Raw genomic sequence first — 25394 nt, forward strand, 5'->3', positions numbered from 1 at the left:
GTTTGAGCTGCAAAAGCCTGAGCCGGTGAAACGATCCCGAGAAATTACAAAGACGGAGAAAACCCGCCTGACGCCCTCGGTTGAACTGCTGGCCGTCTGATACTGCGCCGATATGCGGGGACTGCCACAGGACGGGCTTTGCTTCGTGGTCACGCCCGAGTGCGTATATGAATACGGACTGCCAATCATCCACCTGTATTGAATGATTCAGCGAATACTAATCGTTGCATCATCCAAAAGGTCATTGGTCCGTGGGGCGCCATCCACCAAAGAAACCTCCATAATTTGCCATGTCATTCCCTCTTCATCAGGACGAAAGTCAGGGTGATAGTAGGAGAGACGAATGCTGTCCAGAGAGAAACATTCCTCCACTGCGGTGATGCAGTCAAGGGCAATCGGAGTGAGAATTGACTTCATCTGTGCCTCGCTGGGAAGGGTTGGGTTGTCATAGTCCGTATAGTCTATCCGCAGGTGGATGATGGGAGTCATCGGGTCAGCATGATCCCAGACAATAGAACAGGAGAGAAAATTTTGTGACTTTCCGGAAACATGGGTGCGAAACAGCTTGGAAATCACTTCCGCCGCTCCGGTGTCCTGCAAAAATGCGTCACTGCGATGACGGTCCCCCACAGTATCTCGATTGGGATTCGTGTAAATGGTAAAAGTCTCTTCTCCCACATAGACATCCGTGCTAAAGGCGTTGTCGACAGGATTAAACACTGTTTTTCCCAGAGATGCCTGAGGGTAAACCACCTGACAATAGTCCTGAACCAACTCCCGCGCCATCATCTTGCCAAAACCCAGCGGAAAGCCAATCACAGTGGACAGACCCAGATAAAGTATCAGGGAAATTGCACCGACGATAAAACGGGCCTTTCGGCCTTTTGCCTTGTGTATCTGCATAGCGCAACCTCTCATTTCTTATAAATCAATTATAAAATTAACTTATTCTGCACCACAATTGTGAATGAAGGTGGTTATTTCCATATTTAATATAACATAACCCATTACCATCGTAAAGCACATGATCATGGGGCCTTCAACCAGCGGGCGCCATTCACGGCAACTGCATCGGCGCGTTCTCGGTGCTGGATCGGGAGGATATTCCCGAGGTAGATGTTCTCATGGAAACGAGAAAAGGTGTAGTAGTCAGCTACATCCCGGAGCGGATTGCGTAATACACATTTTTGAGCACAAAAAAGCAAGGTGTTCTTATAGAATCCTCAGATACTATAAGAACACCTTGCATGGTCCGAGTGGCGAGACTTGAACTCACGACCCCTTGACCCCCAGTCAAGTGCGCTACCAACTGCGCTACACCCGGATACACTTGCTGCAAATCAGCTTATTTAGAATAGCATAGCATTGAAAAATTTGCAAGCATTTTTTTAAAGTTTCTGCAAAAATTTACTGCTCTCTTTCTGCCGCTTTTGCCGCGCCCGATTCCGGTGCAGTCATAAAGCGAGCCACATGCCGTTGCAGGGCAGAATCCTGTTGACAAACTTCTGACAGATGTGCTATGATATTCAGGTCTTCCGGAAAAAGTTGCTTTTCTGATGGAGAGATGTCCGAGCGGTTGAAGGAACCGGTCTTGAAAACCGGCGACACGCAAGTGTCCGTGGGTTCGAATCCCACTCTCTCCGCCACACTTTTTTCCATAAACGAAGGATATAACTTGACAGATGGAGAAGTACCCAAGAGGCCGAAGGGGCTCCCCTGCTAAGGGAGTAGGCGGGTTAAACCGCGCGAGAGTTCGAATCTCTCCTTCTCCGCCAAAGCATTGTAATCCGAACTCATTATCGCCAGTTGGCGAGGAGTTCGGATTTGTGCTTTTTATAGAGTAAAAAATGCGGGATAGCCTGTTACGGTTATCCCGCATTTGCTATTTTCGATTTATAATTATGTGTAAGCAGTTGCAAAACCGCATAAAAAAGCTATAATTAAACTCAAATAATTGCCTTAAAATTGAACCGTGGAGGAGGAAACACAAATGGCACTATATGCATATAGGGATAAAGAAAGAACAAAAGAAATATTGGCTCGTGATGCAGGGAAAGAGGATAAAAATCTGATATTCTATTGTCCCAATCAGAACTGTGGTGCCGAATTGCATATTTGCAATTTAGAGGGTGTTTCATCTTCGTATTTCAGGGCGGGGAAATTAAAAGGACATTGCAAGGGTTGCTCTTTTGGCTCGTCAAACGATTTTGACTCGAGCAAATATAATGAAGTGCAATTCAAGTTTGATAGTGCATTAGAATTACTAACTGTTGAAAGTAAGCAGCAGTCAAAAAAGAAAACACCAGCTGATCATAAAACCGGAGAACCTACGCCAAAGCCACCACATACAATTCTTCAAATATATAGAATGTGCAAATCTCTTCCTTGCAAAGAAAGCTATAACGAAGAAGTTATAGGACAAATGCTGCTGGATAATCGTAGTGCATATATGTATCCAAAGGGTGTATTTGGTTGGCGGCTCATTGAGGGTAAATGCAAAGCAGGCAAATTTTATGACCAAAGCAAAAACGAAATCTACTTAATTTTTGTGGCAGACAAAATAATATATAATTTCATCTTGCACTTTGCAGATAACAGCCCTTTTAAAGATTTAAGGAATAAACTGTACAATAATAGGGATAAATTAATTGTTGCTGCTTCAAAATGGGACAAGACTAAAATATTCAATGTGTTTAGTGCAGAGATTACAAGCAAGAAACAAATTGCAATAATCTCATAGACTTGTTTTAAAATACAGAGTATCATGCTTTTATTGAGCAAACTGCGGGATAGCCTTTTATGGTTATCCCGCAGTTTTTATGTTGTTTTCTTCACCGCCTGTGCCTCTTGCTGTTCCCGCCACGCCTTGAATTGTGCTGGGCTATCATAGAATGCTATTAGAGAGGGGTACAGCACCTCGGCGAGGGCTTCAAGCTCATATTGAGGAATAGCACACTTTTTCTTGTTTTTTGCCATGTGCGTTACCCCTCTGGCGGCTTTGACTTGCGCTTTTTGTTGTAATGGCGATAATTGATGATGCTACAGGTTTTGCCGCTATCATCAACAATCTTGATGGTTTTTTCATAGGTCAAAGCAGCATTGCCAATTTCTCGCATGGCTTCGGCTTCTGTGAAATCCTTAATGACTGGCAGGACTATTCCCCTACTTTTGCGGAAGAGCCGAAAGCCTTTTGGGTAGAGCCTTAACCTTGCGCCCTTTACAATCGCCTTAGACTGCCGTTTCCCGCTCTCGTCAGTAGTTTCTACCACCTTGAAGCTGTTACCGCTTGTGCCAACGCCTAACGCTTCTCCAAGCTCCATATCGCCCAAATACGCCGATAGATACGCCCCGATATTATCAATGTTCTTTAATGCTCGGATTTTTATAAATCCATGTCCCCAGATTTTCGCCAAATCCACGCTTGGAATGAATGGCGCTTTTTTCTGGAAAATAAGTAGCAAGTGAGCGTGTAAGCTGCCTCTTGCCTGTGGCTCTATCGCCACAAGGTATTCATATATCGGCAAGTGGTTTTTGCGAATGTAGTATGCAAGACGCATATTGAACTTGCGGAAATCGTTGTAAAGCCGTTTGGGGTCTTGCATATTTTCCGCATAGGTCAATGTGATAAACAATGCTTTTCGTGGGTCAATCACATTGGTATTGATGTACTCCCGCATATGCTTTACAGACTGCGCTACACTGGTTAGGTTGTCTGTTCTATGTTCGGTATGCTTAAACTCTTTGACCTCGCCTGTGCCAAGCTCTACAAAATAATCCTTGTTGAGCTTTTTAATTGGCATTGTTGGCGTTCGGCTCATAGAGCGAACCTCGTAGATATTTCCCATTTCTTTAAGCCGCACAAGTCCCTCGGCGTGAGGGCGTACATTCTCTTGCAGCTTATCAATTTTCATGAAATTCCCCTTTCTGATGTTATTTTACAATAATCAAGTTAATACCGCCTGCGGCGGTGGACGGTTCGGGCGGCTCTCGTTCCGCTGCACCGCCCGAACCGCCCAATTATCAGCGGCACATTGCTTGCCGAATGGTATCATTGAGGGATTCAAAATCTCTCATCGCCGCAATTTTGACACGCTCTATGCCTTTGCCATCAATGAGCATATACCCCTCACCCACGCTGTTGCGCTCGTTCATCTTATCCTTATAGTCTGAAAACAGCATTTGTCGTTGCTCCTTTGACAAATCCCCAAGACCAAGTATCGCCCGAAACTGGTCACGAGCACCAGCCTTAAAATGCTCACTATCAGCACGCTGCACTCCAATCAGAACACGCATGCCCAAGCTGCGCCCCATGAAAAGCATATTTGCGACCATTGATTTTAACTCATCAGCGGCTTTTTTGTCTTGTGCTCCGATTAGCGCTCCATATTCATCAATGAGCAAAACCCGAATATGTTTGTTACGCTCCTCGTCATTAATTTGCAGCCGTTCCGAAAACTCTTGATAAAACGCTTTTATGCCGTTGGGTACATCTTCATAGCCATAAAAATTGGGTGTATTCTCAAATTGAGCAAAGCTGCTTTTCTTATAGTCACAAACCGTGATACTGACAGTTGGAATGTACTTTGCATAAATGCCGAGCAGTACCGAGAGAGCATAGCTTTTTCCGCTACCAGTTTTTCCTACACAGAGTAGATTTGGCAGCTTGCAAAGCTCGTTTACAAAGGCTGCATTATCGTGTGAAATAATAGTGGGTCTAACATGCTTGCGTGGCGTGACATACAGCCTTGTGCGCGTGCTTTTTTTGCATAGCTCAATACGGTCAATGCGGAGATTTAAGGCTGTTTCGAGTTGTTCCGCTTTATCCTCAAAAGCGGAAACGGTCACTCCCTTATTGTCAATTTCCCAAATCAATCCGTAAAGTTTCGCTTTATCGCCACGAACAGAACGCAAACGAGGGTACTCACCCGAACAATTCTTTATGCTGTTGCGCTTATATGCTTGCTGAAATCGCTTTGAGCAAGTTTGGCGGGTGCTCTTTGATGATACTGCTATGGACAATTTAGCCGATTCCTTGATAGCATATCAGAACAGAGAAAACGTTGATCTGCCATTGCTCCAACAACAGCTTGCAGAAACAGAAAAGGGCATTCAAAATATGCTCAACGCCATACAGCAGGGTATTTTCACCGCTTCGACCAAGGAGCGCCTTGAAGAATTGGAAGATACCAAGAGCAATCTTGAAGTCAGTATTTTGCAAAACCAAATCAAGCAGCAGAATTTTACCAAGGACGAAATCTTGTTTTGGCTATACCAATTCAGAGAAATGGACATTGCCAACATGGAGCAGCGGCAGCGGCTGATTGATATTTTTGTGAACGCCGTATTTGTCTATGATGATAGAATTGTTTTCACGTTCAACTACAAGGACGGTTCAAAAACCGTTAGTTTAAGCGATATTCAGAGTTCGGATTTAGGCAGGGTATCTCCGCAAAAAGTGCTTTAAAACTGCTAAATATGTGGTTTTCAAGCACTTTTTATATTTAATTTGATAGGTATTCAAAATGAATTCTTTTTAAAAAACTACTAAAAAATACTCAAGAAAATTGAAAAAACCAACCTGTAAAGTACAAGTTTTATAAGTTGAAGCGCCACGCATATGCGTGGCGCTTCAACCCAGCTCGCCAGAGTCAGAGTTCGGCGTGCTAAAAGCTTGCAATTATTGATATAAGGTCTACACCGGAGATAACAGCGGAGAATATTCTTGACCGCAAATTTACTGCTGATAATCTCAACGAAAAGTAGCTTACCGATGTTACCGAGTTTAAGTACAACGGCGGTAAAGCTTACCTTAGTGCGATTCTTGATCTTAAGGACAAGGGCATCATCGCCTATGCCATCCGGCTGCAGCAACAATAACAAGCTTGTTTTTGACACATTCGATGCCGCCGTACAAAATATCCTGATGCAACATCCTTGTTCCACAGCGACAGGGGATTTCAGTATACAAGCAGGATGTTTAGAGCCAGGCTCGATGCGCAGGGGATGATACAGAGCATGTCCAGAGTGGGACGATGCATAGGCAACGGCCCAATGGAAGCCTTTTGGGGAACGCTTAAGGCCGAAATGTATTACCTCAGACACTTTGACAGCTATAATGCGTTAGTTCGGGCTATAGCGGACTACATCGCCTTTTACAATAACCGCAGATTTCAAGAGCGCCTGGGAGGATTAGCTCCTGCGGAGTACAGGGACATACTCTCCGCCGCATGAACAAAGACGGCGGCCTGAGCCGGGCTGCCGTCCTTGGATACTTGTTTTTCTTTTTTACCTGCCTACTTGACAGGGGGGAGGTTCGGACAGGATGGCGCCTGCTTTATTTCGTGGAATGCATGGAAGCGGACAAAAAAGAGGAGCCGTTATTTGCCATGATTGCCATTCCGGAGAGATTGGAAAAACGAGGCCAGAAGCGCACGGCACTCCTCTGCCAAAATCCCGCCCACCAGCGCCGGCGGGTTGGGAAAGCTCTCCATAAACAGATTTGTTACCCCGCCGCAGGCCCCAAAGATCCCGTCCCGCGCGCCGTAAAAAACTTTGGCAATCCGGGCGTTTAAGATTGCCCCGGCGCACATGGGGCAGGGCTCCAGCGTCACATACAGGGAGCAGTCCTCCAGCCGCCAGTCTCCAAGGCGGCGATTGGCGGCGGCAATGGCGTCCATCTCTGCGTGGGCGGAGGCAAGGCCGCGTTCCTCCCGCCGATTGCGGCCCTCTCCGACAATTTCGTCTCCCCGGACAATGACGCAGCCCACGGGAACCTCCCCGGCTTCCGCGGCCTCCCGGGCCAGCGCCAGCGCCCGGCGCATAAAATCCTCGTGCTCCATGAAAACCTCCGTATAGAATTTGGAATAATTGTCCAAACTCCCCGTAAGATATAGTGCGCAAAGAAACGGGGGAGTCATATGAAAAACGTATTCTTTACCAAGCGTCCTGTGCAGGAGTCCGAGCTGTCGGTCCTGCAAAGCGAGCTGCGCGCGGCCCAAGGCGAGCTGTCTCTGGCGTATCGACAGTTCGATCTGGCAACGGACCCGGAGCTGGTGGAGTCCTGCGTCTATCAGATCAGCGCGGCCAAAGCCCGGTGCAATTACCTGATCCGCGCCATCAAGGCCCGCTGCCCCGACACGGCGGCGATGACCCGGACAGAGGAGGCCGCCACATGGACTTAAGTCATAAAATTATTCTGGGAGTGCTGGCGGTGTTTCTGCTGGCGGCGCTGCTGCGTATTTTCAGGGCGCCGCTGAAGCTGGCCGTTAAGCTGTTGGCCAACACCTTTTTGGGCTTTCTCGCGTTGTATCTTGCTGGGCTGACGGCCCCGTGGACCGGCATCGCTCTGGGCCTGAACATCTGGAATGCCCTGGTGGTGGGGATTCTGGGCCTGCCGGGGTTTGTTCTTCTGTTACTGGTGCAGTGGATTCTCTAGCGGCTACATATTAAAATCAGGTGCTTGATGAAAGACGGGGGCGGAGAAGCGCCCCCGTTCTTTTTATAAAAATTAAAAATTGAATGAGCGATTTCGTGAGATATTAAGAGAAAAGAGAAGATAATCGAAGGTATTATATATCTAAATCAAATTTGTGTTGACATTGCCGAAATAGGGTGGTATAAATAAACGTGCTTTGATTTTACCCTGATATATCAGGTTTGTAAAGAAGATCAAGAATTTCATATACGGAGGAAACAACATGTCCACTTTTATGGCCAACGCGTCCAATATTGAGCGCAAGTGGTACATCCTGGACGCCGCCGGCAAGCCCTTGGGCAAGACGGCTGTCCGAGCTGCCGACATTCTGCGCGGCAAGACCAAGACCACCTTTACTCCCCATGCCGACTGCGGCGACTTTGTGGTGATCATCAACGCCTCCAAGGCGGTGCTGACCGGCGACAAGGGCAACCAGAAGATCTACCGGAGACATTCCGGCTGGATCGGCGGCCTGAAGGAGACTCCCTATCGCATCCTGATGCAGGAGAAGCCGGAGCTTGCCATGCGCGAGGCTGTCCGGGGTATGCTGCCCAAGAACAGCGTGGGCCGCTCTTCTCTGACCCGGCTGCACATCTATGCCGGCGAAAACCATGAGCAGCAGGCACAGATGCCCGTGGCGCTCGACGCGGAATAAGGAGGAAGAACAGAATGTATCAGTCTAAGAAGCCCTATCTGTACGGCACCGGCCGGAGAAAGTCCTCCGTGGCTCGCGTTCACCTGTTCCCCAACGGCACCGGCTCCATTGTCATCAATGGCCGGGACATTGACGAGTATTTCGGTCTGGATACCCTGAAGATGGTGGTCCGTCAGCCGCTGGAGTCCACCTCCAACACCGGCAAGATGGACGTTGTGGCAACCGTTGCCGGCGGCGGCGTGTCCGGTCAGGCCGGCGCTCTGCGCCATGGCATTGCCCGCGCCCTGCTGCTGGCCAGCGAGGACAACCGGCCCATCCTGAAGAAGGCCGGCTTCCTGACCCGCGATCCCCGCATGAAGGAGCGCAAGAAGTACGGCCTCAAGGCCGCCCGCCGCGCACCTCAGTTCTCCAAGCGTTGATTTTTCACGAAATCCCCGGAACCGCTTGGTTCCGGGGATTTTTGCCTAAAAAAGGCAGATGGAGATTTGTGCGCGAAAAAGGTCCGCCGGAAAGGAAATACTGGGAACAAATGCTTGACTGCGGCAAAAAGTCATGATATAATTCCATTCTGCGCGGATATTCCGCGAATTTTGCCATGCGAATGTGAGGGAGAACCCCGTGCTGGAGGAACTGACAGGAAAATCCAGAGTCGTGGGCGTGAAGCAGTCCCACAGGGCCATTGCGCAGGGACAGGCCGCAAAGGCGTTTCTGGCCTGCGATGCCGACCCGGCGTTGCTGGAGGCCCTTGCAAAAAGCTGCGAAGAGATGGGCGTCCCTGTTGAAGGGAAGCACACCATGGCGCAGCTTGGCGCCGCCTGCCGCATCAGCGTGGGCGCCGCCGTAGCCGTCCTTTTGAAATAGGATGGAACATTTCGGTTTTTTCGGAATAGCTTACCGGCTTTCCGCAAAAAATAAAGGCTGTGCGTTTTACAGTCAACTTATTTGACAAGAAAGGAGAACAGTATGCCTACTTTTAACCAACTGGTCCGTAAAGGACGGGAGCAGGCCAGCTACAAGTCCGCGTCCCCTGCGCTGCAGTTCGGCCTGAACACCCTGAAGAACCGGAGCACCGATCTGCCCTCCCCTCAGAAGAGAGGCGTTTGCACCGCTGTGAGAACGGCTACCCCCAAGAAGCCTAACTCCGCTCTGCGTAAGATCGCCCGTGTTCGTCTGACCAACGGCTACGAGGTCACCGCTTATATCCCCGGCGTGGGTCACTCCCTGCAGGAGCACTCCGTCGTCATGATCCGCGGCGGCCGCGTGAAGGATCTCCCCGGCGTTCGGTACCACATTGTCCGCGGTACTCTGGATGCGCAGGGCGTTTCCGGCCGTATGCAGTCCCGTTCCAAGTACGGCGCCAAGCGGCCCAAGTCCAAGTAAGGACAACTCACTGAAAGCTTTGCCGAATAGGTTTATATAGATCACCTCTTTGGCGGGCATTCACGGAAGGCAGAGATGCCTTTTGAGTACCTATGACATCATATTATTATGAAGGAGGGAAGCATCGTGCCGAGAAGAGGTAACGTTCCCAAAAGAGAGGTTTTGCCCGATCCCGTTTACGGCTCCATTCTGGTGACCAAGCTGGTCAACAGCGTGATGCTGGACGGTAAGAAGGGCGTAGCCCAGAAGGTGGTCTACACGGCCTTCGACCAGATCAAGGAGAAGACCGACAAGGACCCCGTTGAAGTGTTCACTCAGGCCATGGAGAACATCATGCCCAGCCTGGAGGTCAAGGCCCGCCGCGTGGGCGGCGCCACCTATCAGGTGCCCCTGGAGGTTCGTCCCGCCCGCCGTCAGACCCTGGGCCTGCGGTGGCTCACCGCCTATGCCCGCTCCCGTGGGGAGCGCACCATGGCGGAGCGCCTGGCCAATGAGATCACGGACGCATCCAACAACACCGGCGCCGCCGTCAAGAAGCGCGAGGAAGTCCACAAGGCTGCCGAGGCCAACAAGGCGTTTGCGCATTTCCGCTATTAAGGAGAAAGACTATGCCGAGAAAAAACTCGCTCGAAAACACCCGTAACATCGGCATCATGGCCCATATCGACGCGGGTAAAACCACCACCACAGAGCGCATCCTGTTCTACACCGGTGTGAATTACAAGATCGGTGAGACCCATGACGGCACTGCCACCATGGACTGGATGGCGCAGGAGCAGGAGCGTGGCATCACCATTACGTCCGCTGCCACTACCTGCCACTGGAAGGGCTCTAAGAGCCAGTTCCCCGATACCCGCATCAACATTATCGACACCCCGGGCCATGTGGATTTCACCGTGGAAGTGGAACGCTCTCTGCGCGTGCTGGACGGTTCTGTGACGGTACTTTGCGCCAAGGGCGGCGTGGAGCCCCAGTCCGAAACCGTGTGGCGTCAGGCTGACACCTACAAGGTTCCCCGCATGATTTACGTCAATAAGATGGATATCATGGGTGCGGATTTCTACAACGTTCTGCGGATGGTGGAGGATCGGCTCAAGTGCAACGCCGTCCCCATCCAGCTTCCCATCGGCAGCGAGGATACCTTTAAGGGCATCATCGATCTGGTGGATATGAAAGCGGACGTGTATTACGACGATCAGGGCAAGGACATGCGCGAGGAGGAGATCCCCGCCGACATGACTGATCTTGCCAATGAGTACCGGGAGAAGCTGATGGACGCGGTGTCCATGTTTGACGACTCCATTATGGAAGCTTATCTTGGCGGTGAAGCGGTTTCCGCGCAGAAGATCCGCGCGGCAATCCGCACGGCCACCGTCAGCAACGAGATGATTCCCGTCACCTGCGGCACGTCCTATAAAAACAAGGGCGTGCAGAAGCTGCTGGACGCGATTGTGGACTATATGCCCTCTCCTGTGGACATTCCCGCCATCAAGGGTGTGAATCCCAAGACCGAGGCCGAGGAAGACCGCAAGCCCAGCGACGACGAGCCCTTCTCCGCTCTGGCGTTTAAGATCATGACCGACCCCTATGTGGGCCGCCTGAGCTTTTTCCGGGTCTATTCCGGGCATCTGACGACCGGTTCCTCCGTGCTGAACAGCACCAAGAACCAGAGAGAGCGCATCGGCCGCATTTTGCAGATGCACGCCAATCACCGGGAGGATATTGATGAGGTCTTCGCAGGCGACATTGAAGCCGCTGTGGGCCTGAAGAATACCACCACCGGCGACACCCTGTGCGATGAAAAGGCTCCCATCATTCTGGAGTCCATGGAGTTCCCCGAGCCCGTTATCCGCGTGGCCATCGAGCCCAAGACCAAGGCCGGTCAGGAAAAAATGACAATGGCCCTGATCAAGCTGGCAGAAGAGGACCCCACCTTCAAGACATGGACCGACGATGAGACGGGACAGACCATTATCGCCGGCATGGGCGAGCTGCATCTGGACATTATCGTGGACCGTATGCTCCGCGAATTCAAGGTGGAGGCCAACGTGGGCGCACCTCAGGTGGCTTACAAGGAAACCATCAAGAAAAAGGTGGAGCAGGACACCAAGTATGCCCGCCAGTCCGGCGGCAAGGGCCAGTACGGTCACGTCAAGCTCCGTGTGGAGCCCAACGAGTCCGGCAAGGGCTATGAATTTGTCAACGCCATCGTGGGCGGCGCGATCCCCAAGGAGTATATCCCCGCGGTCGACTCCGGTATTCAGGGCGCTTTGAACGGCGGCGTGTTGGCCGGCTTCCCCGTGGTGGACGTGAAGGTTACGCTGTATGACGGCTCTTACCACGAGGTGGACTCCTCCGAAATGGCGTTTAAGATCGCCGGTTCCATGGGCTTCAAAGAGGCCTGCCGCAAGGCTGACCCCACCCTTCAGGAACCCATCATGAAGGTTTCTGTCACCGTGCCCGACGAGTATATGGGCGACGTCATCGGCGATTTGAACAGCCGCCGCGGCCAGATCATCAAGCTGGAGGCCCGTCCCGGCGCCCAACAGATTGACGCTCATGTGCCTCTGGCTGAAATGTTCGGCTATGCCACCGACCTACGCTCCCGCACACAGGGCCGTGGTCAGTATACCATGGAGCCCAGCCACTATGTCGAAATCCCGAAGAACATCCGGGACAAGATTGTGGCCACTCGCAACGGGAACAAGGCTGAATAATTGGGGATTGATTTTCCCCGCATTTTACTGTAAAATGGGGAGCACTGAATATAACTGCGCTGCCCGCAAGGATTTTTGAAATTGACAGGAGGATCATCAAATGGCTAAGCAGAAATTTGAGAGAACCAAACCGCATGTAAACATTGGTACCATCGGTCACGTTGACCATGGCAAGACCACCCTCACCGCCGCTATTACCAAGTGGCTGTCCCTGCAGGGCAAGGCCAAGTTTGAGGCCTATGATTCCATTGATAAGGCTCCCGAAGAGAAAGAGCGCGGCATTACCATCAACACCGCTCACGTGGAGTATGAGACCGATAAGCGGCACTATGCTCACGTTGACTGCCCGGGCCACGCCGACTATATCAAGAACATGATTACCGGCGCTGCCCAGATGGACGGTGCAATTCTGGTTATCGCCGCTTCCGATGGCCCCATGGCTCAGACCCGCGAGCACATTCTGCTGGCCCGTCAGGTGGGCGTGCCCGCCATCGTCGTGTTCCTGAACAAGTGCGATCAGGTGGACGATGCCGAGCTGCTGGAGCTGGTGGAGATGGAAGTCCGCGAGCTGCTGAGCAAGTACGAGTTCCCCGGCGACGATCTGCCCATTATCAAGGGCTCCGCGCTGAACGCGCTGGTTTGCGAGTCCACCGATCCCGCCGCTCCCGAGTATGCTTGCATCAAGGAGCTGATGGACGCGGTTGACGACTATATCCCCACCCCCGAGCGCAAGGAGAACATGCCCTTCCTGATGCCCGTCGAGGACGTGTTCACCATCTCTGGCCGCGGCACTGTGGCCACCGGCCGTGTGGAGCGCGGTATGCTGAAGCTGAGCGAGGAAGTCGAGATCGTCGGCATGGCGGAAGAGAAGCGCAAGACCGTCGTCACCGGTATCGAGATGTTCCACAAGCTGCTGGATTACGCTGAGGCTGGCGACAACATCGGCGTGCTGCTGCGCGGCGTGGACCGCAATGGCATTGAGCGCGGCCAGGTTCTGGCGAAGCCCAACTCCATTCACCCCCACACCAAGTTCAAGGGTCAGGTCTACGTTCTGAGCAAGGACGAGGGCGGCCGTCACACCCCCTTCTTCAACAACTATCGTCCCCAGTTCTACTTCCGTACCACCGACGTGACCGGCGTCATCTCCCTGCCCGAGGGCGTTGAGATGTGCATGCCCGGCGACAACGTGGAGATGGACGTGGAGCTGATCACCCCCATCGCTATCGAGAAGGGCCTGCGTTTCGCTATCCGTGAGGGTGGCCGTACCGTTGGTTCCGGCGCTGTCATCGAGGTTGAGGAGAAGTAAGAATTCTGAAACTCGCATTTGCGGGCTTTTGGAATAACTGAATTACTCAAAATATGGAGCGGTGTGCTTTAGGCACACCGCTCCGTTTTTTTATCGAGAGAGTCCGTTTATAGGGAATTTGACGCAAAGCAAGGCGGTTTTGGAGTCTCCCAAAAGCCGCCTTGCAATATTCCAATGTCGCCCTCAGTATTGCAGCAGCAGTTCCCGAACCTTTGCGGCAAAGCCGTCCCGATCCACATCCAGCACCACGAAGACGTTTTGCTGGGGGAACTGTCTGTCGCTCCACAAATCCGTGACGGTTTTGCCCAGTGTGAGATTCCCTCGGGTTTCCACGTAAACGCCCCCCGTCTCTCCGGAAAACAGTTCCGGACAGGCCAGAAACAGCACTGGGCAAGTGTCGTGGCAGCAGAGGCCGGGGCCGTTTAGCCGCTCAAAGAAGCTCAGGGCCAATTGGTTGCTCTCCCGTACAAAGCGGCACACCGGCGTGCCGTGCGCGCCAATCCTGTCCACTTCCTCAGGAGTGAGATAGGCCTGCATAGTCACGTCCAGTCCGCACATGACTACGGAAATGCCAGAGCGGAAGACCGCCTGCGCGGCATGGGGATCGCCGTAGATGTTAAACTCCGCCGCGGGAGTCACATTGCCGCCTTTCGCCGCGCCGCCCATGATAAGAATGCGCTTTAAAAGAGTTTTCAGCTTCGGGTACTTGCCCAGAGCGATGGCGAGGTTTGTAAGCGGGCCCACTGCCAAAACCTGAAGCTCGCCGTCGGCGGCTTCTGCCGCCTCGTACAGCGCGTCCCACGCGGGTTTGGTTTCCCTGATTGCGGGGGAGGGAGGAAGCTCCACCTCACCCACGCCGTTTACGCCATGGACCAGAGGGGCGGTGTGCAGCGGGACGAACAGGGGCTGCTTTGCGCCCGGATAGACGGGTATCTCAATACCCGCCAAATGGCAGACATTCCGGGCGTTTTCAAAGGTCCGATGCAGCTCTGCATTGCCCGCCACGGCGGAAATGCCCTTCAACTCAAGCTGAGGCAGCCGCGCCAGCACCAGCAGAGCCACCGCATCGTCCACGCCCAAATCGGTATCAAACCAGACAGGAATTTTATTCATACCGCAACCTCCCGTCCGTCGTAGGTTTTTACGGCCTCGGCCATCAGATCCACAAATTTTTCACGCTGAAGGTTTAAGACACACCGGGCATTGGGCGCACGGTGAAGCTTGCCCTGCGGGTCTCCCACTGTCGCGCCCCGGCAGTATTCTCCGCCGGTTTCAATGCCCACGTACATCTCCTGAATGGTAAACAGCTCCGGGTGCAGCAGGGCTGCCACAGCCACCGCGTCGTGGACGGGCGCGCCCTGATAGCCAAGGTCTCTGTGGAACTTGAAAAAGAACTCCAGCCAGTCTGCCACCACGCCCGCCACCTGATTGCCAACGGCACGGATGCGCTCAAAATCCTCAGGGAAAATCAGGGCCTGTTCCGTTACATCCAGCCCGGACATCAGCAGGGGAAGACCGGAGGAAAAGACAATTTCCGCCGCCTCAGGGTCCGCCAGAATATTGAATTCCGCCGCCGGAGTCCAGTTGCCGAAGCCCAGTCCGCCGCCCATGACGGAAATCTGAGCAATCTTGGATTTCAGCTCCGGATGAGACAGCAGCAGGGCGGCAACATTCGTCTCCGGGCCGGTGGCAATGATGGTCACGGGATCGGGACTTTCCCGCAGGGCCTTTGCCATCAGTTCCACTGCGCTTAAAGGGGAGAGCGGGTCTTCCGGACGAGGAAGACTGGGGCCGTCCAGCCCCGTTTGCCCGTGGATATTCCCGGCGGTGATAGGGTCGCAGAGAAGGGGCTTGGGCAGGCCCATAGCGATTGGCGCGGTAATTCCCAGCAAGGCGCACACGCGCCGGGCGTTAAAGGTGGTTTTCTCAATGGTTTGGTTCCCGGCGGCGGAAGTGACGGCAAGAATGTCAAGCTCCGGGCTGGCCTGCGCCAGCATCCAAGCCATGGCGTCGTCGTGGCCGGGGTCACCGTCCAGAATCACAGGGCGTTTTTTCGGACTTTTCATATGCGGTTTCCTTTCAGATAGGCTGTGTGCAGCTTACTTTCCGGCGGTGGAGGCCAACGCGGCGGCAGAATGACGATGCCGCGTGCGGCTCCGGGCCACCAGAGCGAAGATTACAAGCCCCAGAATGGTCACGAGATAGGGAATTGGGGAGACAAGATTGGAGTCCGCTCCCAGAGACGAAACCTTGATGCCCAGCGCCTGGGCAAGACCAAAGACCAGCGCCGCCAGCATGGCCCCGAAAGGCTCACCCGCGCCCATGGCCTGGGCCGCGAGGGCAATAAAGCCACGGCCCGCCACCATGTCTTGGGACCAGCCCATGGCGTAGTACATGGACATATACGCGCCGCCAAGACCCGCCATGGCTCCGGAGAAGCCGATGGCAATATACCGGATGCGCAGCACGCTGACGCCCACGGAGGCCGCCGCGTTGGGATTTTCACCCACAGAGCGGATGTTCAGGCCCAGCGGAGTCCGATACAGCATCACCCAAGTGAGAAACACCAGCAAAAAGGCAAGATAAGTCAACACGCTGTGGCCGGAGAGAATGCCGCCCAGAATGGGAATGTCCTTCAAAAGCGGAATGTTGATGGAGGGCGTCTGAAGGCTTTTGGTAATCAGGGAGGTGGTGGAGGCCATGGCGGAGCCCTCGGTGAGCTGGGTGATGACCTTCACCAGAAACAGCGTGCCGCCCGAACCGATCATGTTTACGGCCACGCCGGTGAGGATAATATCGGTTTTCAGGTTGAAAGAGAAAAAACCCATCAGAAGGGACACTAGAATCCCGATCAGCAGGGCCAGCAGAACGCCCACAAACCAGCTTCCGCTCCAATACGCGGTGAGAGAGCCGAAGAGGGCAGAGATCATCATAATGCCCTCAAGGCCGATGTTGGAAATGCCGGCCTTTTCTCCGATGACGGCGCCCAGCGTGGCGAAGAGGATGGGTGCAGTGATGCGCAGGACGGAGAAAAAGAAATCCATGGTAAAAATACGTTCCAGCAGCATATTACTTCACGCTCCCTTCCGCAGGATTTGCCTTTGCGGCCAGCTCCGCCTGCGTGTTGCGGACCACTAGCTTCTGCCGGTAGCGGGAGAGGAACTGCTCTGCCGCGAAGAATAGGAAAATCAACGCCTGAATAATGTCAATCAACTGGGCGGGAACACCGGAATAGGTGGACATCAGGTTGCAGCCCTTGTTGAGATATGCCATGAAAAAGGCCGCCAAAGGCACAAAGGCCGGGTTGTTTCCGGCGAGAATCGCCACGGTGATGCCGGTCCAGCCGTATCCCGGCAAAGCGCCCCAGGAGAAGGTGGTGTAGCGGCCCAGCATCTCAATGCTGCCGCCCATACCCGCGAGAACGCCGCCCAGCACCTGTGAAAGAATGACGATGCCGCCCACCTTCATGCCAGAGTACATGGCAAAGTCCTGATTGATGCCGATCATGCGGATGGCATAGCCCCAGCGGGTGCGGTACATAAACAGGGCGGTGATCACCACGAAGGCCAGCGCCACCACAAAGCCCCAGGAGAGCTTGGACCCGTTGTCCACCAGCTGGGGAATCGCGGCTCCTGCCTGAAAGGGGTAAGACTGAATCTGTCCCTTGCTTTTGTCGGCCAGATAGGTGTTCAGCAGATATTTGATGAGGTACATCACCACGTAGTTCAGCATCAAGGAGTTCACCATTTCGCTGACTCCAAGTTTTGCTTTCAGCACGGCGGGAATCAGCATCATCACGCCCACGGAGGCCGCCGCAATGAGCACACACACCACAGGCAAAAGCCCTGCGGGCAGATCCAGATAAATGGCGGCCAGCGCACCTGTAAAGGCGCCCAGCATGACGCCGCCCTCCGCGCCAAGGTTAAACTGGTTGGCCGAGAACATGACGCAGGTGGCAAGACCGGTAAAGATAATGGGAATCATGGAAGCCAGAATGTCGGAAAGGTTCTTGACACTGATGCTTCCGTTTGCCCGGAAGGCGGGGCCGATCAAAAGCTGGCGCAGAGCGCCCCCTGTCAGGGAAAGCTTGGCGGAGACAGCCGTGCCAAAAGCGGCGCCGTCCGGCGCATCGGCGGAAATAAAAATCAAGAGCGTTGTCACCAGCAGGGCGATCAAAATAGCCGCGCCGCCCCGGATGAGACTGAAGAGCATGCTTTGTTTCTTATTCATGGCAGACCCTCCCAATCTCTTCAGGGGCCTGCTGCTTCAGGCCCAGCATATATTCGCCCATCTCCTCGTCGGTAAGGCTGGACGTGTCTTCAAAATAGGCGGCAATCCGTCCGCCGTACATGACCATCAGACTGTCGGACAGTTCCATGACCTCGTTCAGATCCGCGGAAACCAGCAGCACGGCAATGCCCGAGCGGGAAAGCTCAACCAGCTTGCGGCGGATAAATTCCGTCGCGCCAACGTCGATGCCACGGGTGGGCTGGTCGGCAATGATGAGGGTGGGGCTGTTGGAAAATTCCCGAGCCACCACCACCTTTTGAATGTTGCCGCCGGAAAGCATTTTCACTTGCTGCGCCCCGGATTTGCACAAAACGGTGTAGTCGGCAATCAGTTGGTCGCACTCTTTGTGGATTGCCTTCATGTCAAACATGGGGCCACGGTTCAACCGTTTTGCTCCGGCCCGGTCGGAAATCAGATTTTCCTCAATGGTGCCGTCTCCCGCAATGCCATAAATCATCCGGTCTTCCGGAACCAGAGACACACCGAGTTCCCGAATTTTCCGCTGGGACTGGCCCAAAACGCTGACACCGCTTACTTCGGCAGAACCGGCGTTTGGCAGGTTCAGGTGGAACAGCATGTCCACCAGTTCCTTCTGCCCATTGCCCTCCACGCCCGCGATACCCAAAATCTCGCCCCGGCGCAGGTCAAAGGACAGCTTGTCCAGCATTTTTTTGCCCCACTCGTTGACGTATTCCAGATCTCGGACCCGCAGCACGGTGGCTCCCGGCTCCGCTTTGCCTTTTTCCACCTTCAGCACCACGTCTCGGCCAACCATCAGGCGGGAAATTTTCTCCGGGCTTACGTCCTTGGTTTCGTAGACGCCCATGGACTTTCCGCCACGAAGAATAGTCATGCGGTCGGTAATCTGCATAATTTCGGTCAGCTTGTGGGAGATAAAGATAATGGTGTAGCCCTGTTCTTTGAGATGGATCAGCTCCTTGAACAGCTCCGCCGTCTCCTGCGTGGTCAAAACGGCGGTGGGTTCGTCCAGAATCAAAATTTTTGCGCCCCGGACCAAAGCCTTGAGAATCTCCACCTTCTGCTTCATGCCCACGGGAATGTCGCATACCCGTGCGCTGGGGTCCACATGGAGATTGAACTTCTCCGCGTATTCCTTCGTAATTTGAACGGCCTTTGTCTCGTCAATCAAAAGGCCGGACTTTTTGGGTACCATCCCCAGCACCATATTCTCCGCCACGGTAAGGCTGGGTACCAGCATAAAGTGCTGGTGGACCATGCCCACTCCCTTAGAGATGGCCACGGCGGGGGCGGTAAGGGACACCTTTTCCCCGTTCAGCCAGATTTCACCGCCGGTGGGCTGCTCCAGACCGAAGAGCATTTTCATCAGCGTGGATTTTCCAGCGCCGTTCTCTCCCATCAGGGCGTGAATTTCGCCTTTGCGGATGTTTAGCTCAACGTCCTGATTGGCGGCGATGCCGTTGGGATAGACCTTGGTAATGCCAATCATCCGAACGACGTATTCCTCTTCCTTGTGCTCTTGCATATATGGGATTCCCCCTCTGCGTTTTTCTGCGGGTGGTTGAAACGGATTCCGGCGGACCGGCCTTCTGTCCGCGCGCGAAACGAGCGGCCTGCCACTCGCTCCGCGCCCGGGCGGGAGAGACAAAGAGGGGGCGAAGGCCCCCTCCTTGTCTAAAAAAGCGGGAAAATTACGGACGGACCGCCTCGCGCAGGGCGGCAACGCCGTCGCTGTCGGTGATGGCGGAGGGAACTGTGACAGCACCGTCGATAATGCTCTGCTGCGCGGCTTCCACGGCGGCCTTCGTCTCGGCAGAGGCATATTTGTCATAGTTCTTGTCGGTGACGATGCCGACGCCGCCCTCGGTGATGCCCAGCAGGATGTTCTGGCCGAAGAGGTCCTCGCCCGCGTCCCACTGATCGAAGAACCAGATCAGGGAGTTGCCGATGTTCTTCAGGCCGGAGGTGAGGGTGATGGCGGCCAGATCGGGAGAGAAGGTCAGCTCCTGGTCGGAGTCCACGCCCAGGAACCACGCCTTGCCGGTTTCCAGAGCGGCTTCCGCAGCGCCGTTGCCGGAGTTGCCCGCCACGCCCCAGATCACGTCGCACTTGTTGTCGTTAATCATGGAGTTGGCATATTCCTTGGCGATGGCGGTATCCACATAGTCGTTGGTATAGCGGGTGTCCACCTTCACGTCGGGGTTGACGCTCTGAGCGCCCAGAATGAAGCCGTACAGGAAGTCGTTGATGACGGGGCTGTCCACGCCGCCGACGAAGCCCAGCACCGCGTCCTCGTTGATGTGGTCCACGGTGGTGTCAACGGTCATGCTGGCGGCAAACACACCCATCAGATAGCCCAGATCGTTTTGCTTGTAGTTGATGTTCACCACGTTGGGCTGGCTGGACTCGGAGTCATAAATGAGGTAGTGCTGGTCGGGATATTTGGCGGCCACTTCGTCCAGATACTCGGGCATCTGATAAGTACCGCAGACAATCAGGTCGTATTCGCCGGAGTCGGACACCTCGTAGAGGTTAGACAGCCAAGTGGGCTGATCGGCATCGGTGCCGCCCATTTCAATGGTGTTCAGAGTGATTCGGCCGTCGGCCTTCAACTGCTCAAGTCCGGCGTTTGCAGAGTCAAAGAAAGACTTGTCCCCCAGATTGCCGTTGACAAGGTTGCACACGTTGTATACCTTTCCGGCGGGAGCCTCGGAGCCGGAGCCGGAAGAGGACGTGGACCCGGCGGGGGGAGTGGAGCCGCCTCCGCAGGCGGCCAGAGATAGCGTCATAGCCATTGCAAGAGCAAGCGCAAACAACTTTTTCATGAAAAGACCTCCAAAATAATTTAGCTCAAAGCTCCCCAAAAACAAAAGAATCTGTGTTAATTAGGAACTTTGAGCTGGCATAATTGTAGCGGTTTTGGTTTCAAAAGTCAATTTGCGAAGAAAGATTTTTCTCTTTTTCACAAAAAGATTCGGTAAATTCGGGCAAAACCGCCGCTTGGGCGGAAAGGGCAATAGATTTCCCTCCCGGAGGATTGGAAAAGGAGCAAGAACCCTTGGGTTTTTTATTGTGCATTTAAGAATTTGATGCTACAATAGCAGGAATAAAAGGTAAAATATAAGCGGCTGCGACTGGCAGCGGGAAGGATCGGGAATCGGTATGGACTGCCTGTTCGTCATCGACTACCAAAATGATTTTGTGGATGGAGCCCTTGGCTTTCCCGGCGCGGAAAAACTGGACGGGGCCATTGCCGCCAGAGTGCGGGCCTATGGTCCGGGCCGCGTTTGGTTTACCAGAGACACCCATTTTGAGGATTACCTTCAAACCCGGGAAGGGGCGCTTTTACCCGTGGCCCACTGCGTAAAGGGGACTCCCGGCTGGGAAAACTATGGGGAGACGGCCAAGGCCCTTGAAGATGTGGGGGCGGTTGGCATCGACAAGCCCGCCTTCGGCATGGATACCGGCGATCCGGCGGTGCTGGCGGCGCTCCCCAAGGAAGCAAAGCGCATCGAGCTTTGCGGGCTGGTGTCCAACATCTGCGTTGTCAGCAACGCGGTGGTGCTGCAAAGCCGCTATCCTCAGGCCCGCATCGTGGTGGATGCCGGGATTACCGCCAGCTTTGATCCCGATCTGCACGAAAAGACCATGGACGTGCTGGCGGGGCTTCAGGTGGAGATTTTGAACCGCTGACAGGTGCTGTAAAGGAAATAACACTGCGGGGCGGACAAGCCTTGCTCTGCAATATTATAAATGCGAAACTCTAAAAAATACGGGAGGACATTCCATGAAGCTGAGTTTTTTTGGCGCGGATCAGAGCGTCACCGGTAGCTGCCACTGTCTGGAGGTCAACGGCAAAACCATTTTAATCGACTGCGGCTTGCAGCAGGGGCGGGATGAGGTCTCCAACGAGGAGTTTCCCTTCAATCCCGCCGGTGTGGATTATGTGCTGCTGACCCACGCCCATATCGACCACTCGGGCCGGATTCCAAAGCTGATTCGGGACGGATTCCGAGGTCAGGTGGTTACCACCCGTCTTACGGCGGATTTGATTAACATTATGCTGCTGGACTCCGCCCACATTCAGGAGCAGGATGCTGAGTGGAAAAACCGCAAGGGCGAGCGGGCGGGCCGCGCGCTGGTGGAGCCGCTGTACACCGTGGAGGACGCCCAGAAGGTGGGGGAGTATGTGCACCCCTGCGAGTACAATCAGATCATTGACCTGTGCGAGGGCGTGCGGGTGAAGTTTCAAGATGCGGGCCACCTCCTTGGCTCCGCGTTTATCTGGGTGGAAATGACTGAGGCCGGTGTGACCAAGACCATTGTTTTCTCCGGAGATATCGGCAACGTGGACCAGCCCATCATCCGAGACCCCTCCACATTCCCGGGAGCAGACTATGTGGTGATGGAGTCCACCTATGGCGACCGGAACCACAAGGAGGTCTGGAGCTATACGGACGATCTGGCGAAGATTATCGACAAGACCATGGCCCGGGGCGGCAATGTGGTGATTCCCTCCTTTGCCGTGGGCCGCACGCAGGAACTTCTGTACTTTATCCGGGAGATCAAGGACAAGGGCATGGTAAAGTCCGTTCCCAATTTTCCGGTTTATATTGACTCGCCCCTTGCCAGAAAGGCGACGCAGGTCTTCACCGGCGACCTCAGGGGCTATCTGGATGAGGACGCGCGGGCGCTGGTGGCCGATGGGACCCATATGTTTAATTTTCCCGACCTGCGCATGACCGAGACGGTGGACGAGTCCCGCGCGCTGAACGAGGACCGTGCGCCAAAGGTCATCATCTCCGCCTCCGGCATGTGCGACGCGGGACGTATCCGCCACCATCTCAAGCACAATCTCTGGCGGCCCGAAAGCACCATCGCCTTCGTGGGCTATCAGGGAGAGGGGACTTTGGGACGGCAATTGCTGGACGGAGCGCAGACCGTCAAGATGTTCGGTGAGGAGATTACGGTCCGGGCGGAGATGGTGAACTACACGGGCCTGTCCTCCCACGCAGACCGGGATCACTTGATTGCATGGATTTCCGAGTTTAAGGCCCCCAAGCCCCAGCAGGTGTTTGTGGTTCACGGCGACCGGGATGTGGCGCCTTTCTTTGCCGAGACGCTGCGGGGAGTGGGCTTCGACGCCCACGCGGCGCAGTATACGGAGATTTACGATCTGGCCGCCAACCGGCAGATTGAAACCGGATATCTGCCCGAGCGCAAGACCAAGACTGTGGACGGGGTGAAGCTGTCGGCGGCCTATGAACGGCTGACGGCTGTGGGCAGGCGACTGGCGGAGGCCATTACCCGGGCCAGAGGCCGGGATAATAAGAGCGTGGGCAGGTTTGCCGACCAGCTCAAGCAGGTTTTGGACAAGTGGGAGGCGTAACGCCTGTCCGTTCCTGCCACTTTACAATAAGGAAACGATTATGGAACGTTTATTGCTGAATCAGGTATATACCGGCACGGTGGAGGGCTACTCCAGCGAGGGCTTAGGAATTGTTCGCATCAACGGCGCGGTGGTATTCGTACCCCGCGCCGTCCGCGGCGAAGAGGTGAGGCTTCGCATTGTCAAGGCCATGAAAACCAGCTACGCGGGGGAAATTGAAGAAATTCTGACCGCCTCGCGGTCGCGGGTGGAGCCGGACTGCCCTTATTTCGGGGAGTGCGGCGGCTGCGTTTACCGCCATATGACCTATGCAGAGGAGCTGCAATCCAAGCTGCAAAAGGTGAACGACGCGCTCCGGCGCATCGGGGGCCTTACGCTGTGTGCGGAGGAAATTTTGGGGGCCGATAACCCGCTTCACTATCGCAACAAAGCCCAGTATCCGGTGGGGGCCGACGGCGCGGTGGGCTTTTATCGGCGGCGGAGCCACCGGGTGATTCCTGTGGAGCGCTGCCAAATCTGCGCCCCCGCCGCGGACGAAACCGCCGGGGCCGTTGGCGCGTGGATGAAAAAATACGGCGTTTCCCCCTATGACGAAAAAACGGGGAAGGGCCTGGTGCGTCATGTTTATGTCCGAACCAACCGGGCGGGGGAGAGCCTTTGCTGCGTGGTGCTGAACGGGAAAAACGCCCCTCGGGAGCCGGAGCTGGCCGCCATGATTCTGGCCGCCGCGCCCAAGACCGTGGGGGTGGTGCTCAACGGCAACGTCAGCCGGGGCAACGTGATTCTGGGTGAGCGGTATCGGACGCTGTGGGGGCAGGACTTTCTGATGGACGAGCTGTGCGGGTTAGAGTTCAAGCTGTCCGTGCCGTCGTTCTATCAGGTGAATCGGAAGCAGGCGGAGGTGCTGTACGGCAAGGCCGTGGAGTTTGCGGGGCTGACGGGGACGGAGACGGTGCTGGATCTGTACTGCGGGGCCGGGACCATCACGCTGGCAATGTCGAAGGCGGCAAAGCGGGTAATCGGTGCGGAGATCGTGCCGGAAGCAATTGAAAACGCCCGGGAGAACGCGGAGCGGAACGGAATTTCAAACGCAGAGTTTTTTCAGGGCGATGCAGCGGATATTGCGGCGAAGCTGGAAAGAGAGGGCCTGCGGCCCGACGTGATCTGCGTGGACCCGCCCCGGAAGGGGCTGGCCCCGGAGGTGGTCGACAGCGTGGCCGCCATGGGGCCGAAGCGGGTGGTGTATGTCTCCTGCGACCCGGCGACGCTGGCCCGGGATTTGAAGCGGTTTGCCGAGCTGGGCTATCGGGCGGAGCGGGCCGTGGCGGCGGACTTCTTCCCGGGAACGGCGCATGTTGAAGCAGTGATAATGATGACGTATTGTGGTTCGGACAAGAATAACAAGGGTTAGACCACAATATATTGTGGTTTTCGGCTCAAAAACGACCGGTTTCAGAGCTCAAAAAATGCGATTTTTGACCCCGTTTTTTGCCCTTTCCACAGATGACATAAATGATTTTAAGAAAATACGATAGTTTTGGGTTAAGAGAAGGTAGCTAAAAAAACTGGAATAATATTCTTCGTAAGTGTGTCATACGACCATAATAAGATGATGAAATCACAAGACGGTTCAGAGCTTACACAACTGTGAAATGAAATTTTATATTGATTTGCAGAAGTGAATATATTATCAGTTAAAAATTAAGAGGCTAAGTTTCAGGTCAACTTTAATGACCTGCAGACTTAGCCTCTTTTTTGTTCCCATTTTTTATGACACAGAAAATATAAAATGTAGGAGGTCAAATTCATCATGAGCAAAATTTTTTCTATCATTGGTCTGGAAACCAATACAGGAATTCGCGATGCTGGAATTATGAGCGGTATTCCGGAGGTAGATGACATACAACGCTCCAATCTATACACGGAGCTTCTTGAGGACTGTGGTGCATCCGAGTACATCGCCGTGACCGTCAAATCTTTTCGTTACGGGCACGGTCCTCCTGAACCTGCCGGTGCGGAGGATTTAAATTGGATTGCTCTGCATCGTGAACTGATTGAAACTGGTGAAGCGGTAGAGCTGCAAACCTCTCGCCTCGCCATTCTCTATCCCGATCTAGGGATGCAACTCAATATGTAGCACCCAACAGTATGAATTGAAACTGAAGGGTGCTTTTTTTATTTCAGAGAAAGAGTGCAAGTCGTTG

27 protein-coding genes and 3 tRNA genes are annotated in these 25394 nt (G+C 54.1%); 18 read left to right on the top strand and 12 right to left on the bottom strand.

The window, feature by feature from the left end:
- Positions 1–207: 207 nt before the first annotated feature.
- Complete coding sequence (locus tag RTU96_RS07700) at positions 208–903, bottom strand: hypothetical protein (RefSeq protein WP_312635982.1); 696 nt, start codon at positions 901–903, stop codon at positions 208–210.
- Positions 904–1248: 345 nt separating this feature from the next.
- A tRNA-Pro gene (locus RTU96_RS07705) sits at positions 1249–1324 on the bottom strand.
- A 234-nt stretch (positions 1325–1558) separates the two neighbouring features.
- Here RTU96_RS07705 and RTU96_RS07710 point away from each other — a divergent pair.
- From RTU96_RS07710 to RTU96_RS07720, 3 genes are all read left to right on the top strand, one after another.
- Positions 1559–1646 (top strand) — tRNA-Ser (locus RTU96_RS07710).
- A gap of 38 nt (positions 1647–1684) precedes the next feature.
- Positions 1685–1775 (top strand) — tRNA-Ser (locus RTU96_RS07715).
- A gap of 215 nt (positions 1776–1990) precedes the next feature.
- Complete coding sequence (locus RTU96_RS07720) at positions 1991–2740, top strand: hypothetical protein (RefSeq protein ID WP_312635983.1); 750 nt, start codon at positions 1991–1993, stop codon at positions 2738–2740.
- A gap of 77 nt (positions 2741–2817) precedes the next feature.
- Here the strand turns inward: RTU96_RS07720 and RTU96_RS07725 are convergent, their stop codons facing one another.
- The 3 genes from RTU96_RS07725 to RTU96_RS07735 all read right to left on the bottom strand — a co-directional run bounded on the left by RTU96_RS07725 (position 2818) and on the right by RTU96_RS07735 (position 5019).
- Positions 2818–2976 (bottom strand): hypothetical protein, encoded by a 159-nt coding sequence (locus tag RTU96_RS07725; protein ID WP_312635984.1) that lies wholly within the window; start codon positions 2974–2976, stop codon positions 2818–2820.
- Between the two features lie 5 nt (positions 2977–2981).
- A complete protein-coding gene (locus RTU96_RS07730) occupies positions 2982–3911 on the bottom strand; it encodes a hypothetical protein (protein ID WP_312635985.1) in 930 nt (309 codons plus the stop codon).
- Between the two features lie 109 nt (positions 3912–4020).
- On the bottom strand, positions 4021–5019 hold the full coding sequence (locus tag RTU96_RS07735) for an FtsK/SpoIIIE domain-containing protein (protein ID WP_312635986.1): 999 nt from the start codon (positions 5017–5019) through the stop codon (positions 4021–4023).
- Here RTU96_RS07735 and RTU96_RS07740 point away from each other — a divergent pair.
- Together RTU96_RS07740 and RTU96_RS14755 are read left to right on the top strand one after the other, a co-directional pair.
- On the top strand, positions 5012–5464 hold the full coding sequence (locus RTU96_RS07740; protein ID WP_312635989.1) for a hypothetical protein: 453 nt from the start codon (positions 5012–5014) through the stop codon (positions 5462–5464). The two genes, RTU96_RS07735 and RTU96_RS07740, sit on opposite strands and share 8 nt — an antisense overlap.
- A gap of 539 nt (positions 5465–6003) precedes the next feature.
- Positions 6004–6231 carry an IS3 family transposase gene (locus RTU96_RS14755; RefSeq protein WP_397356699.1) on the top strand — a complete coding sequence of 76 codons (228 nt, stop codon included), beginning with the start codon at positions 6004–6006 and terminating at the stop codon, positions 6229–6231.
- A gap of 146 nt (positions 6232–6377) precedes the next feature.
- Here RTU96_RS14755 and RTU96_RS07745 read toward each other — a convergent pair whose 3' ends face one another.
- On the bottom strand, positions 6378–6839 hold the full coding sequence (locus RTU96_RS07745; protein ID WP_312635991.1) for a nucleoside deaminase: 462 nt from the start codon (positions 6837–6839) through the stop codon (positions 6378–6380).
- A gap of 78 nt (positions 6840–6917) precedes the next feature.
- Here RTU96_RS07745 and RTU96_RS07750 point away from each other — a divergent pair, with 78 nt between their 5' ends.
- The 9 genes from RTU96_RS07750 (at position 6918) to tuf (ending at position 13532) form a co-directional block, all read left to right on the top strand.
- A complete protein-coding gene (locus RTU96_RS07750; protein ID WP_293009530.1) occupies positions 6918–7181 on the top strand; it encodes a DUF2508 family protein in 264 nt (87 codons plus the stop codon).
- The gene (locus RTU96_RS07755; RefSeq protein ID WP_312635992.1) at positions 7172–7435 is read left to right on the top strand and encodes a pro-sigmaK processing inhibitor BofA family protein; all 264 of its coding nucleotides are present in this window, start codon (positions 7172–7174) and stop codon (positions 7433–7435) included. Before RTU96_RS07750 ends, RTU96_RS07755 begins: the two co-directional genes overlap by 10 nt.
- 262 nt (positions 7436–7697) lie before the next feature.
- Complete coding sequence (rplM, locus tag RTU96_RS07760) at positions 7698–8129, top strand: 50S ribosomal protein L13 (RefSeq protein WP_293009528.1); 432 nt, start codon at positions 7698–7700, stop codon at positions 8127–8129.
- Positions 8130–8143: 14 nt separating this feature from the next.
- The gene (gene rpsI, locus RTU96_RS07765) at positions 8144–8548 is read left to right on the top strand and encodes a 30S ribosomal protein S9 (RefSeq protein ID WP_293009527.1); all 405 of its coding nucleotides are present in this window, start codon (positions 8144–8146) and stop codon (positions 8546–8548) included.
- A gap of 184 nt (positions 8549–8732) precedes the next feature.
- A complete protein-coding gene (locus tag RTU96_RS07770; RefSeq protein WP_294853344.1) occupies positions 8733–8990 on the top strand; it encodes a ribosomal L7Ae/L30e/S12e/Gadd45 family protein in 258 nt (85 codons plus the stop codon).
- Between the two features lie 102 nt (positions 8991–9092).
- The gene (rpsL, locus tag RTU96_RS07775) at positions 9093–9509 is read left to right on the top strand and encodes a 30S ribosomal protein S12 (RefSeq protein ID WP_294853347.1); all 417 of its coding nucleotides are present in this window, start codon (positions 9093–9095) and stop codon (positions 9507–9509) included.
- A 126-nt stretch (positions 9510–9635) separates the two neighbouring features.
- Positions 9636–10106 (top strand): 30S ribosomal protein S7, encoded by a 471-nt coding sequence (gene rpsG, locus RTU96_RS07780; protein WP_293009524.1) that lies wholly within the window; start codon positions 9636–9638, stop codon positions 10104–10106.
- An 11-nt stretch (positions 10107–10117) separates the two neighbouring features.
- Complete coding sequence (fusA, locus tag RTU96_RS07785) at positions 10118–12226, top strand: elongation factor G (protein ID WP_312635993.1); 2109 nt, start codon at positions 10118–10120, stop codon at positions 12224–12226.
- Between the two features lie 100 nt (positions 12227–12326).
- Positions 12327–13532, top strand: coding sequence for an elongation factor Tu (gene tuf / locus RTU96_RS07790; protein ID WP_293009522.1), 1206 nt, complete (start codon positions 12327–12329; stop codon positions 13530–13532).
- A 183-nt stretch (positions 13533–13715) separates the two neighbouring features.
- Here tuf and RTU96_RS07795 read toward each other — a convergent pair whose 3' ends face one another.
- The 6 genes from RTU96_RS07795 to RTU96_RS07820 form a co-directional block, all read right to left on the bottom strand.
- Complete coding sequence (locus RTU96_RS07795) at positions 13716–14645, bottom strand: nucleoside hydrolase (protein WP_312635995.1); 930 nt, start codon at positions 14643–14645, stop codon at positions 13716–13718.
- On the bottom strand, positions 14642–15598 hold the full coding sequence (locus RTU96_RS07800) for a nucleoside hydrolase (protein WP_312635996.1): 957 nt from the start codon (positions 15596–15598) through the stop codon (positions 14642–14644). Before RTU96_RS07800 ends, RTU96_RS07795 begins: the two co-directional genes overlap by 4 nt.
- Positions 15599–15631: 33 nt before the next feature.
- Complete coding sequence (locus tag RTU96_RS07805) at positions 15632–16600, bottom strand: ABC transporter permease (protein ID WP_312635997.1); 969 nt, start codon at positions 16598–16600, stop codon at positions 15632–15634.
- Position 16601: 1 nt separating this feature from the next.
- Positions 16602–17762, bottom strand: coding sequence for an ABC transporter permease (locus RTU96_RS07810; RefSeq protein ID WP_312635998.1), 1161 nt, complete (start codon positions 17760–17762; stop codon positions 16602–16604).
- The gene (locus RTU96_RS07815; RefSeq protein ID WP_312635999.1) at positions 17755–19326 is read right to left on the bottom strand and encodes an ABC transporter ATP-binding protein; all 1572 of its coding nucleotides are present in this window, start codon (positions 19324–19326) and stop codon (positions 17755–17757) included. Before RTU96_RS07815 ends, RTU96_RS07810 begins: the two co-directional genes overlap by 8 nt.
- Before the next feature lie 166 nt (positions 19327–19492).
- Positions 19493–20626, bottom strand: coding sequence for a BMP family ABC transporter substrate-binding protein (locus tag RTU96_RS07820; protein WP_312636001.1), 1134 nt, complete (start codon positions 20624–20626; stop codon positions 19493–19495).
- A 337-nt stretch (positions 20627–20963) separates the two neighbouring features.
- Here RTU96_RS07820 and RTU96_RS07825 point away from each other — a divergent pair, with 337 nt between their 5' ends.
- The 4 genes from RTU96_RS07825 to RTU96_RS07840 all read left to right on the top strand — a co-directional run bounded on the left by RTU96_RS07825 (position 20964) and on the right by RTU96_RS07840 (position 25327).
- Entirely contained in the window at positions 20964–21494 is a 531-nt protein-coding gene (locus tag RTU96_RS07825) for an isochorismatase family cysteine hydrolase (protein ID WP_312636002.1), read from the top strand.
- A 94-nt stretch (positions 21495–21588) separates the two neighbouring features.
- Positions 21589–23190: an MBL fold metallo-hydrolase gene (locus RTU96_RS07830; RefSeq protein ID WP_312636003.1), complete on the top strand. Its 1602-nt coding sequence runs from the start codon at positions 21589–21591 to the stop codon at positions 23188–23190.
- Between the two features lie 40 nt (positions 23191–23230).
- Positions 23231–24601, top strand: a complete 1371-nt coding sequence (gene rlmD, locus RTU96_RS07835) for a 23S rRNA (uracil(1939)-C(5))-methyltransferase RlmD (RefSeq protein ID WP_312636005.1) — start codon at positions 23231–23233, stop codon at positions 24599–24601.
- Positions 24602–25000: 399 nt separating this feature from the next.
- The gene (locus tag RTU96_RS07840; protein ID WP_154523866.1) at positions 25001–25327 is read left to right on the top strand and encodes a hypothetical protein; all 327 of its coding nucleotides are present in this window, start codon (positions 25001–25003) and stop codon (positions 25325–25327) included.
- The last annotated feature ends 67 nt before the right edge of the window (positions 25328–25394 follow it).

Source organism: Oscillibacter sp. (assembly GCF_032018205.1).
Classification (GTDB): Bacteria; Bacillota; Clostridia; order Oscillospirales; family Oscillospiraceae; genus Oscillibacter.

Coding starts and splice junctions, on each gene's coding strand:
- RTU96_RS07700 (WP_312635982.1), bottom strand. CDS start 903: ATGCAGATACACAAGGCAAAAGGCCGAAAGGCCCGTTTTATCGTCGGT.
- RTU96_RS07720 (WP_312635983.1), top strand. CDS start 1,991: ATGGCACTATATGCATATAGGGATAAAGAAAGAACAAAAGAAATATTG.
- RTU96_RS07725 (WP_312635984.1), bottom strand. CDS start 2,976: ATGGCAAAAAACAAGAAAAAGTGTGCTATTCCTCAATATGAGCTTGAA.
- RTU96_RS07730 (WP_312635985.1), bottom strand. CDS start 3,911: ATGAAAATTGATAAGCTGCAAGAGAATGTACGCCCTCACGCCGAGGGA.
- RTU96_RS07740 (WP_312635989.1), top strand. CDS start 5,012: ATGGACAATTTAGCCGATTCCTTGATAGCATATCAGAACAGAGAAAAC.
- RTU96_RS14755 (WP_397356699.1), top strand. CDS start 6,004: ATGATACAGAGCATGTCCAGAGTGGGACGATGCATAGGCAACGGCCCA.
- RTU96_RS07745 (WP_312635991.1), bottom strand. CDS start 6,839: ATGGAGCACGAGGATTTTATGCGCCGGGCGCTGGCGCTGGCCCGGGAG.
- RTU96_RS07750 (WP_293009530.1), top strand. CDS start 6,918: ATGAAAAACGTATTCTTTACCAAGCGTCCTGTGCAGGAGTCCGAGCTG.
- RTU96_RS07755 (WP_312635992.1), top strand. CDS start 7,172: ATGGACTTAAGTCATAAAATTATTCTGGGAGTGCTGGCGGTGTTTCTG.
- rplM (WP_293009528.1), top strand. CDS start 7,698: ATGTCCACTTTTATGGCCAACGCGTCCAATATTGAGCGCAAGTGGTAC.
- rpsI (WP_293009527.1), top strand. CDS start 8,144: ATGTATCAGTCTAAGAAGCCCTATCTGTACGGCACCGGCCGGAGAAAG.
- rpsL (WP_294853347.1), top strand. CDS start 9,093: ATGCCTACTTTTAACCAACTGGTCCGTAAAGGACGGGAGCAGGCCAGC.
- fusA (WP_312635993.1), top strand. CDS start 10,118: ATGCCGAGAAAAAACTCGCTCGAAAACACCCGTAACATCGGCATCATG.
- tuf (WP_293009522.1), top strand. CDS start 12,327: ATGGCTAAGCAGAAATTTGAGAGAACCAAACCGCATGTAAACATTGGT.
- RTU96_RS07795 (WP_312635995.1), bottom strand. CDS start 14,645: ATGAATAAAATTCCTGTCTGGTTTGATACCGATTTGGGCGTGGACGAT.
- RTU96_RS07800 (WP_312635996.1), bottom strand. CDS start 15,598: ATGAAAAGTCCGAAAAAACGCCCTGTGATTCTGGACGGTGACCCCGGC.
- RTU96_RS07805 (WP_312635997.1), bottom strand. CDS start 16,600: ATGCTGCTGGAACGTATTTTTACCATGGATTTCTTTTTCTCCGTCCTG.
- RTU96_RS07810 (WP_312635998.1), bottom strand. CDS start 17,762: ATGAATAAGAAACAAAGCATGCTCTTCAGTCTCATCCGGGGCGGCGCG.
- RTU96_RS07815 (WP_312635999.1), bottom strand. CDS start 19,326: ATGCAAGAGCACAAGGAAGAGGAATACGTCGTTCGGATGATTGGCATT.
- RTU96_RS07820 (WP_312636001.1), bottom strand. CDS start 20,626: ATGAAAAAGTTGTTTGCGCTTGCTCTTGCAATGGCTATGACGCTATCT.
- RTU96_RS07825 (WP_312636002.1), top strand. CDS start 20,964: ATGGACTGCCTGTTCGTCATCGACTACCAAAATGATTTTGTGGATGGA.
- RTU96_RS07830 (WP_312636003.1), top strand. CDS start 21,589: ATGAAGCTGAGTTTTTTTGGCGCGGATCAGAGCGTCACCGGTAGCTGC.
- rlmD (WP_312636005.1), top strand. CDS start 23,231: ATGGAACGTTTATTGCTGAATCAGGTATATACCGGCACGGTGGAGGGC.
- RTU96_RS07840 (WP_154523866.1), top strand. CDS start 25,001: ATGAGCAAAATTTTTTCTATCATTGGTCTGGAAACCAATACAGGAATT.